The organism is Vibrio sp. 1751 (assembly GCF_033339895.1).
Taxonomy (GTDB): Bacteria; Pseudomonadota; Gammaproteobacteria; order Enterobacterales; family Vibrionaceae; genus Vibrio; species Vibrio alginolyticus.
Genome location: NZ_JAWOVM010000122.1, coordinates 1 through 9,098, shown reverse-complemented (window position 1 = coordinate 9,098; position 9,098 = coordinate 1). Strand labels below are relative to the sequence as shown.

The following is a 9,098-nucleotide window of genomic DNA, read 5'->3' as shown; positions in this document are numbered from 1 at the left end:
TATTCACCTACAGATGGAGTCAAGGCGTATTTTTTTCAAGGGAGTTGGCAAAAACTGCATAAGAAAAAGGTATGAAAGACAACTTGTGATATAGTTCACTGCTCTTTGTTGAGTAATAATTTTATTGCAAATTTAGCAATTTAAAGTCGATAGCTATCGTTATAGCTTAAATGACGGACGTTAGAATAAAGGAATCCATTCAGTGAAACGTTTAGAGCTAAGTGCAGGATTATCAAGCAGACCGCTACTGGCTCAGATCAAGTCCAATCATTATACCATTCAAGCCAAACTTAGCTTGTTGCTTACCTGTCTGTTTATTGCGATAACCGGATGTATACTTGGCAAAATTGTGTGGTTAGCCATACCTCAATCGTCGGAAGTGCCGCAATGGCGTCCATCGGCGAGTAGCGTTGCTGCGAGCAATAAAGGCGACGCGATAGATTTTAATGCCCTTCAGAATGCCAACCTATTCGGTAAATACACTGAGCAAAAAGCGGCGGTTGTAGAACAGCCTATTGTTAAAGACGCCCCTAAGACGCGCCTTAACCTTACGCTGGTCGGTGCGGTTGCAAGTAGTGATGCCAACACCAGCCTTGCTGTTATTGCTAACCGAGGTAAGCAAGCTACGTACGGTTTGGGTGAAGAAATCGAAGGGACACGTGCGACACTAAAAGCGGTATTGGTGGATCGCGTCATCATTGATAACCAAGGTCGAGACGAGACCTTAATGATGGAAGGTATAGAATATAAGAAGCTATCTGAATCGCCGCAGGTAGCTAGGGCGCAAGCTCAGCGAGCAGAAGCAGCGACGTCTGACGTTGGAGAGAAATTAGAGCAAATCCGCGAGGAAATTGCGAAAGATCCACAAAGCGTTTTTAAATACATCACCATTTCACCCGTCAAAAAAGACGGAGACATTGTTGGTTATCGAGTATCACCTGGTCGTGATGCCGCATTATTTAATGATGTAGGACTACAACCTGGCGATATTGCGGTTCAACTGAACGGGATCGATTTAAGTGACCCGTCTTCTTCAGTACAACTGATGCAAGTGATGAGCGATCCGCAAGAATTAAATTTAACTGTTGAGCGAGACGGCCAACAGTACGATATCTATATCCAATTGTAAGACTTAGGCAACCGGCGTAAGTTCAGGGAGACATACGTGAAACATTGGTTCAGCAAAAGTGCTTGGCTACTAGCAGGAAGTTTACTCTGCGTACCAGGTGCAATGGCAAACGAATTTAGTGCGAGCTTTAAAGGCACTGATATTCAAGAATTCATCAACATAGTGGGTCGTAACCTCGAAAAGACCATCATTGTTGATCCTTCAGTACGCGGTAAAATCGATGTCCGCAGCTATGACGTTCTTAACGAAGAGCAATACTACAGCTTTTTCCTTAATGTCCTTGAAGTATACGGTTACGCAGTCGTAGAGATGGACAATGGGGTACTTAAGGTTATCAAAGCAAAAGACTCAAAAACCTCAGCAATCCCTGTGTTAGGTGATGGCAGCGCGAAAGGCGATAGTGTTATCACTCGAGTTGTCGCGGTGCGTAATGTGTCGGTTCGAGAGTTGTCTCCTCTACTTCGTCAGCTGATTGATAACGCCGGTGCCGGTAACGTGGTTCATTATGATCCAGCGAATATTATCTTGATCACAGGTCGTGCGGCAGTAGTGAATCGCTTAGCAGAGATCATCAAGCGTGTTGACCAAGCCGGTGATAAAGAAATTGAATTGGTAGAGCTGCGTAATGCATCTGCTGCTGAAATGGTACGCATTGTTGAAGCACTGAATAAAAGTGCGAATCAGAAAAGCACGCCAGAGTTCCTTGAACCTAAAATTGTGGCCGATGAACGTACTAACGCGATTTTAATTTCTGGTGATCCAAAAGTAAGAGCCCGCTTGAAACGTTTGATTCGTCAACTTGATGTTGAAATGGCGACAAAAGGTAACAACCGAGTTGTGTACCTGAAAAATGCGAAAGCTGAAGATTTGGTGGATGTATTGAAAGGTGTTTCCGATAACCTGCAAGCTGAAAAACAAGCCGGTCAGAAAACATCAGGTGCATCGCGTGGTGAGGTCGTCATTGCTGCTCACGCTGCAACTAACTCGTTAGTTTTAACAGCGCCACCAGATATTATGATGGCATTACAAGACGTCATTTCTCAACTCGATATTCGTCGTGCTCAGGTTCTTATTGAAGCGTTAATTGTCGAAATGTCTGAAGGTGATGGTATTAACCTAGGTGTTCAGTGGGGTTCATTAGAAACGGGTGCTGTAATTCAGTACGGTAACTCAGGAGCCCCGATTGGTCAGGTGATGGTTGGGCTAGAAGAAGCAAAAGATCAAACCCGAACTGAATACTATACCAACTCTAATGGCGAACGAACGCCATATGATGTTACTGAATCAGGTGACTACTCTACGCTAGCGTCAGCACTTAGCGGAGTAAATGGTGCGGCAATGAGTATTGTCATGGGTGACTGGACAGCGCTAATTAGTGCTGTTGCTTCTGACTCCAACTCAAACATTCTATCTTCTCCAAGTATCACTGTAATGGATAATGGTGAAGCATCATTTATTGTGGGTGAAGAGGTTCCGGTTATTACGGGCTCTACGGCTGGCTCAAACAACGACAACCCATTCCAAACGGTTGACCGTAAAGAAGTCGGTATCAAACTCAAAGTAGTGCCACAAATTAACGAAGGTGACTCTGTACAGTTAAACATTGAACAAGAAGTTTCCAACGTATTAGGCGCAAACGGTGCGGTTGACGTTCGCTTTGCTAAACGACAGTTAAACACCTCTGTCATGATCCAAGATGGTCAGATGTTGGTTCTTGGTGGTTTGGTCGATGAACGCGCACTTGAAAGTGAGTCTAAAGTGCCGCTATTGGGTGACATTCCGGTACTTGGCCATCTGTTCAAGTCAACTAGCACGCAAACAGAAAAACGTAACTTGATGGTGTTCATCAAGCCGACGATTATTCGCGATGGTGTGACGGCCGACGGTATTACGCAGCGTAAATACAACTTTATTCGCGCAGAACAGCTTTACAAAGCGGATCAAGGTTTGAAGTTGATGGCTGACGAGAAGATCCCGGTTATGCCAGCCTTTGGCCAGGAGCGTCAGCACCCAACAGAGATCCAAGCGTTTATTGATCAAATGGAAAACAACTAATGGTTGATATGTTAGACACAGCGCCAAGTATGCGTCGTCTGCCATTCAGTTTTGCCAACCGCTTTAAACTGGTGCTGGAGACAGAGCATCCTGAGCGTCCACCTATTCTTTACTATGTCGAGCCGCTTAACCCTGCGGCTCTGGTTGAAGTCCGTCGTGTATTAAAGAAAAGCTTCGTACCGCAACCTATCGATAAAGAAGCCTTTGATAAAAAGCTGACTGAAGCATATCAACGCGACTCGTCTGAAGCGCGTCAGTTGATGGAAGATATTGGTGCTGATAGCGATGATTTCTTCTCTTTGGCTGAAGAACTGCCGCATGATGAAGACTTATTAGAATCGGAAGACGATGCGCCAATCATCAAATTGATCAACGCCATGTTGGGTGAAGCGATCAAAGAAGGTGCGTCGGATATTCATATTGAGACGTTCGAGAAAACCCTTTCGATTCGTTTCCGTGTCGATGGCGTATTACGTGAAGTTCTGACCCCAAGTCGTAAGCTAGCGCCTTTGCTGGTTTCTCGTGTGAAGGTTATGGCTAAACTAGATATCGCAGAAAAGCGTGTGCCTCAAGATGGCCGTATTTCGTTGCGTATCGGTGGTCGTGCGGTGGACGTGCGTGTATCGACGATGCCGTCCTCTCATGGGGAGCGCGTGGTAATGCGTCTGTTGGATAAAAACGCGACTCGTCTTGATTTACATAGTTTGGGCATGACCCCTTCAGTGCATGACAACTTCCGTCACTTGATTGGCCGCCCTCACGGTATCATCTTGGTGACGGGCCCGACAGGTTCTGGTAAATCCACCACCTTGTACGCTGGCTTGCAAGAGATCAATAGCAACGAACGCAACATTCTAACGGTTGAAGACCCGATCGAATTTGATATTGATGGCATCGGTCAAACTCAGGTGAACCCAAAGGTCGACATGACTTTTGCGCGTGGTTTGCGTGCCATTCTGCGTCAGGACCCGGATGTGGTGATGGTCGGTGAGATCCGTGACTTAGAAACCGCACAAATTGCAGTGCAAGCGTCCTTAACGGGTCACTTGGTAATGTCTACTCTCCACACCAACACCGCAGTGGGTGCGATTACGCGTCTACGTGATATGGGTATTGAGCCATTCCTTATTTCTTCTTCGTTATTAGGGGTGCTAGCGCAGCGCTTAGTTCGAACGCTTTGTCCAAGCTGTAAAGAGCCGTATGAAGCCGATGCTGAACATAAGAAACTGTTTGGTATGGAAGCGCATGAACCACTAGAGCTACACCGTGCTAAAGGCTGCGAAGCGTGTAACCAAAAAGGTTACCGAGGTCGAACAGGTATCCACGAGCTCATTATGGTCGATGAGCAAGTGCAAGAATTGATTCACCGAGAGTCTGGTGAGCAAGAAATTGAGAGAGCCGTTCGCGCCCATACGCCAAGTATTCGCAGTGATGGTCTAAGCAAAGTACGTCGTGGTATTACGTCACTTGAAGAAGTGATGCGAGTGACGAAGGAAACCTAATGGCGGCATTTGAGTACAAAGCGCTAGATGCAAAAGGCAAGCATAAAAAAGGCACGATAGAAGGGGACAACGCCCGACAAGTGCGCCAGCGACTCAAAGAGCAAGGGATGATCCCGATTGAAGTGGTTGAGACGAAAGCTAAATCGGCTAAGTCTTCAGGCTCAGTCAGCTTTAAGCGCGGCATCTCAACATCTGAGCTGGCACTCATCACACGTCAATTGTCCACGTTAGTCCAATCAGGCATGCCTCTGGAAGAATGTTTGCGCGCGGTCTCTGAGCAGGCTGAAAAGCCGAGAATTCGTTCTATGCTGGCTGCGGTTCGCTCGAAAGTAACCGAGGGTTATCCGCTCGCCGACAGTTTTGCTGATTACCCACACGTGTTTGATGAACTGTACCGCTCTATGGTTGCGGCGGGCGAAAAATCAGGTCACCTCGATACCGTATTAGAGCGTTTGGCAGACTATGTCGAAAACCGCCAAAAGATGCGATCTAAATTGCTTCAAGCCATGATTTATCCTGTAGTTTTGGTGGTATTCGCGGTTGTCATCGTTTCGTTCTTATTGGCGACAGTGGTTCCTAAAATCATTGAACCCATCATTCAGATGGGCCAAGAGTTACCTCAATCGACGCAATTTTTACTGGCAGCCAGTGAGTTTGTGCAAGATTGGGGGCTGATTATTTTCGTTGTGCTGGTGGCGCTTTTCTATGGCCTCAAACTGGCGTTGCAAAAGCCAGACTTTCGCTTAGCTTGGGACAGAAAAATCTTGAGCTTACCGCTAATAGGTAAGATCTCTCGAGGTTTGAATACCGCACGATTCGCACGAACACTTTCGATCTGTACTTCCAGTGCTATTCCAATTCTCGAGGGTATGCGCGTTGCGGTAGATGTTATGTCTAACCGTTATGTGAAGCAGCAAGTCTTGCTTGCAGCGGATAACGTCCGAGAGGGCGCTAGTTTGCGTAAGGCGTTGGACCAAACTCGCTTGTTTCCACCAATGATGCTACACATGATCGCCAGTGGTGAGCAAAGTGGTGAATTAGAGAGCATGTTGACGCGGGCAGCCGATAACCAAGATCAAAACTTTGAATCAACAGTCAATATTGCTCTGGGTGTGTTTACTCCTGCGCTGATTGCATTAATGGCTGGATTAGTGTTGTTCATTGTGATGGCGACCTTGATGCCAATGCTAGAAATGAATAACTTGATGAGCGGATAATTTCGAATTAAGACGTGTCTACTAACGGCATGGCTTTAATCTAACTTTCGGAGAAAAAAATGAAGTTTAAGCGTAGTAAACAACAGGGTTTTACACTTTTAGAAGTGATGGTTGTTGTCGTTATCCTGGGTATTTTGGCAAGTTTTGTTGTTCCAAACCTATTGGGTAACAAAGAGAAGGCAGACCAACAAAAAGCGATTACGGACATTGTCGCGTTGGAAAATGCCTTAGATATGTACAAGTTGGACAATAGCGTTTACCCAACAACGGACCAAGGTCTAGAAGCATTGGTTAGCAAGCCATCTAACCCAGAGCCACGCAACTACCGTGATGGTGGTTACATCAAACGTCTTCCTAATGACCCTTGGGGCAACCAGTACCAATACTTAAGCCCAGGTGATAACGGTACAATCGATATCTTCACTCTAGGCGCAGATGGCCAAGAGGGTGGAGAAGGTCCAGCTGCAGATATTGGCAACTGGAACATGCAAGACTTCCAATAATTGAGCCTAAGCCAGCACTAATGAAACAAATGCGAAAACATAACGGTTTTACATTGATAGAAATTCTATTGGTGCTGGTTTTGCTATCTCTTACGGCTGTGGCCGTGATCTCGACGTTACCGACTAGCCAAAAAGATCTTTCCAAACAGTATGCTCAAAGCTTTTTTCAGCGTTTACAGCTGCTCAATGAAGAAGCGGTGCTGAGCGGTAAAGATTTTGGCGTTCGAGTGGATGATGCCAAATCGACCTACGCTCTACTGAGTTTAACCTCAGAAGGTTGGCAGCCTCTGAAATTAAAGCAGATTCCGAGCAAAACCAAGCTAGAAGAAGATATTACGCTACAACTCGAGCTCGGAGGTGGTGCTTGGGATAATGATGAGCGCTTATTCAAACCAGGTTCTCTTTTTGATGAAGACATGTTCGCAGAAGAAGAGGACGAAAAGAAAATTGAGCCACCGCAAGTGTTTATATTTTCCAGCGCCGAAGTCACGCCATTTACCCTGTCTTTTTTTCCGCAAAATGGTGATGCCTTTAATGACGGTTGGCGAGTCATTGGCAAAGAAAGTGGACAAATTTTGTTATTAGCTCCGGGCGAAGAAGTGAAAGAGGATGAGAATGCGCAATTTTAAGCAAGCTCACCCAAATTTGAGTCATCGCCGGACGAGAGGCATGACCTTACTGGAAGTATTGGTCGCACTGGCAATTTTCGCCACCGCTGCCATCAGTGTCATTCGCTCCGTGAGCCAGCATATTAATACAATCAGTTATTTAGAAGAAAAAATGTTTGCAGCCATGGTTGTGGATAATCAGATGGCAAATGTGATGTTGAATACCGGAGAACTCAAAGCGAAAAACGGCACAGAAGAGCTGGCAGGACGCACTTGGTTCTGGAAAGTCACGCCAGTCGCCACGACGCAGCCATTGCTGAAAGCATTTGATGTGAGCGTCTCGGTAGAGAAAAGCGCGAGCCCTGTAGTAACGGTACGAAGCTATGTGGCGCAATAATAATCCCCGCGCAAATACGCGCCAAAGGGTAAAAGGTTTTACACTTATTGAAGTGTTGGTATCGATTGCCATCTTTGCCAGTTTAAGTGTCGCTGCGTACCAAGTGGTATCGCAAGTACAGCGTAGCAATGCGCTATCACAAGAACGAACCCAACGCTTAAACGAAATTCAGCGTGCCATGGTGATGATGGATAACGATTTTCGTCAAATGGCGATGCGTCAAACACGTACTAATGGTGAAGAGCCTGCTAGCCGGCTAATTTTTTGGTCCGATTACCTGTTGGACTCCGATACCAAAGGACTGATGTTTGCCCGTTTAGGTTGGCACAACCCTCAGCAGCAGTTCCCTCGTGGAGAAGTAACCAAGGTTGGCTATCGCTTAAAAGAAGAAACACTGCAGCGAGTATGGTGGCGCTATCCTGATACGCCGGTTGGGCAACAAGGTACTGTTACTCCATTGCTAACGCAGGTCGAGTCATTTGATATGCGTTTCTATGATGGTAAGCAATGGAAAAAAGAGTGGGCTGAAGAAAAAGCGCTGCCGAAAGCGGTTTCTGTTGTTCTCACTCTCAAAGACTATGGAGAAATTGCCCGCACTTATCTCACTCCTGATGGCACATTGAGTCAGAAAGAGGAAAGTTCAGGAGACAGCAATAATGGTTAACCGTCAGCGCGGTGTTGCTTTGATTATAGTGTTGATGTTGCTGGCGATTATGGCGACGGTTGCTGCCAGTATGTCAGAACGTTTGTTCTTGCAGTTTCAGCGAGGCGCTAATCAAATCAATTACCAGCAAGCATATTGGTACAGCCTTGGCGTCGAGGCGCTAGCAAAAGTGGGTATCGAGCAAAGTTATAAAGACACCGACACGATTAATATGAGTCAACCGTGGGCGATAAAAGAGCAAGTCTATCCGTTAGATTATGGTCAAGCGGCGGGACGAATTAGAGACAAGCAAGCGTGCTTTAATCTAAATGTATTGAGTCGTGTGCAACCAACGGGTCAGCAAATTACAAGACCATATTTAGTGAATGTATTGCAGCGCCTATTAGAAGAGTTGGATGTCGAGCCATATCAAGCAGAAATCATTGCAGACTCTACTTGGGAATACATTGATGCTGATGACTCTGTCCGTTCGACTGCTGGGGTTGAAGACAGCACATATGAAGCGATGAAACCTTCCTATTTGGCATCAAATGGTTGGATGGCAGATGCTTCCGAGTTACGGGCTGTCTATCAGGTGAGTGGTGAAATTTTCCAAAAATTGGAGCCGCTGGTCTGTGCATTACCAAGTGATGACTGGCGTTTAAACGTGAATACGATTGATGTTGAGCAAGCTCCGATTTTGGTGGCAATGTTCTCACCAAACTTAAGCAGTAGTGATGCGATTCAGCTAATTGAAAAACGCCCATTTGATGGGTGGGATAGCATTGATGAATTTTTAGCAGAGTCAGAAATGGCTGGCTTAAGTGAAGATGTAAAGAAAAACGCCAAAGGCTATTTGGGTGTGGATAGCGCCTTTTTTGAATTGGATGCACAAGTGTTGGTGGATGAATCACGTGTACGTATCCGAAGCCTTTTACAAAGTACAAATAGAGAAACGGTGACCGTAGTTCGCCGTCGTTTTGGAGGGATCAGTGAGCGAGTTTCTGACCGTTCGGCTGAGTAGCGAACAACAAAGTACCATTC

Annotated in this window: 9 protein-coding genes; all 9 read left to right on the top strand. The window is 46.0% G+C overall.

Annotated features, from left to right (window positions below; genetic code table 11):
• Nucleotides 1-202: 202 nt before the first annotated feature.
• Genes gspC through gspK form a run of 9 tightly spaced genes read left to right on the top strand, consistent with a single transcriptional unit; the run spans nt 203 to nt 9,078 of the window.
• On the top strand, nt 203-1,129 hold the full coding sequence (gene gspC / locus R7041_RS21510; protein ID WP_064368894.1) for a type II secretion system protein GspC: 927 nt from the start codon (nt 203-205) through the stop codon (nt 1,127-1,129).
• Nucleotides 1,130-1,165: 36 nt separating this feature from the next.
• A complete protein-coding gene (gene gspD, locus R7041_RS21505; protein WP_064368895.1) occupies nt 1,166-3,184 on the top strand; it encodes a type II secretion system secretin GspD in 2,019 nt (672 codons plus the stop codon).
• Nucleotides 3,184-4,686, top strand: coding sequence for a type II secretion system ATPase GspE (gspE, locus tag R7041_RS21500; protein WP_206949361.1), 1,503 nt, complete (start codon nt 3,184-3,186; stop codon nt 4,684-4,686). Before gspD ends, gspE begins: the two co-directional genes overlap by 1 nt.
• Complete coding sequence (gene gspF / locus R7041_RS21495; protein ID WP_005382993.1) at nt 4,686-5,903, top strand: type II secretion system inner membrane protein GspF; 1,218 nt, start codon at nt 4,686-4,688, stop codon at nt 5,901-5,903. The genes gspE and gspF overlap by 1 nt, the downstream gene beginning before the upstream one ends.
• A gap of 59 nt (nt 5,904-5,962) precedes the next feature.
• Nucleotides 5,963-6,406, top strand: coding sequence for a type II secretion system major pseudopilin GspG (gene gspG / locus R7041_RS21490; protein ID WP_005379298.1), 444 nt, complete (start codon nt 5,963-5,965; stop codon nt 6,404-6,406).
• A 29-nt stretch (nt 6,407-6,435) separates the two neighbouring features.
• Nucleotides 6,436-7,035, top strand: a complete 600-nt coding sequence (locus R7041_RS21485) for a prepilin-type N-terminal cleavage/methylation domain-containing protein (protein WP_017635010.1) — start codon at nt 6,436-6,438, stop codon at nt 7,033-7,035.
• The gene (gene gspI / locus R7041_RS21480; protein WP_017820691.1) at nt 7,022-7,411 is read left to right on the top strand and encodes a type II secretion system minor pseudopilin GspI; all 390 of its coding nucleotides are present in this window, start codon (nt 7,022-7,024) and stop codon (nt 7,409-7,411) included. Before R7041_RS21485 ends, gspI begins: the two co-directional genes overlap by 14 nt.
• Nucleotides 7,398-8,075: a type II secretion system minor pseudopilin GspJ gene (gspJ, locus tag R7041_RS21475; RefSeq protein ID WP_047103742.1), complete on the top strand. Its 678-nt coding sequence runs from the start codon at nt 7,398-7,400 to the stop codon at nt 8,073-8,075. Before gspI ends, gspJ begins: the two co-directional genes overlap by 14 nt.
• Nucleotides 8,068-9,078 carry a type II secretion system minor pseudopilin GspK gene (gene gspK, locus R7041_RS21470; protein WP_064368897.1) on the top strand — a complete coding sequence of 337 codons (1,011 nt, stop codon included), beginning with the start codon at nt 8,068-8,070 and terminating at the stop codon, nt 9,076-9,078. Before gspJ ends, gspK begins: the two co-directional genes overlap by 8 nt.
• Nucleotides 9,079-9,098 lie beyond the last annotated feature (20 nt).

Coding starts and splice junctions, on each gene's coding strand:
- gspK (WP_064368897.1), top strand. CDS start 8,068: ATGGTTAACCGTCAGCGCGGTGTTGCTTTGATTATAGTGTTGATGTTG.
- gspG (WP_005379298.1), top strand. CDS start 5,963: ATGAAGTTTAAGCGTAGTAAACAACAGGGTTTTACACTTTTAGAAGTG.
- gspJ (WP_047103742.1), top strand. CDS start 7,398: ATGTGGCGCAATAATAATCCCCGCGCAAATACGCGCCAAAGGGTAAAA.
- gspE (WP_206949361.1), top strand. CDS start 3,184: ATGGTTGATATGTTAGACACAGCGCCAAGTATGCGTCGTCTGCCATTC.
- R7041_RS21485 (WP_017635010.1), top strand. CDS start 6,436: ATGCGAAAACATAACGGTTTTACATTGATAGAAATTCTATTGGTGCTG.
- gspI (WP_017820691.1), top strand. CDS start 7,022: ATGCGCAATTTTAAGCAAGCTCACCCAAATTTGAGTCATCGCCGGACG.
- gspF (WP_005382993.1), top strand. CDS start 4,686: ATGGCGGCATTTGAGTACAAAGCGCTAGATGCAAAAGGCAAGCATAAA.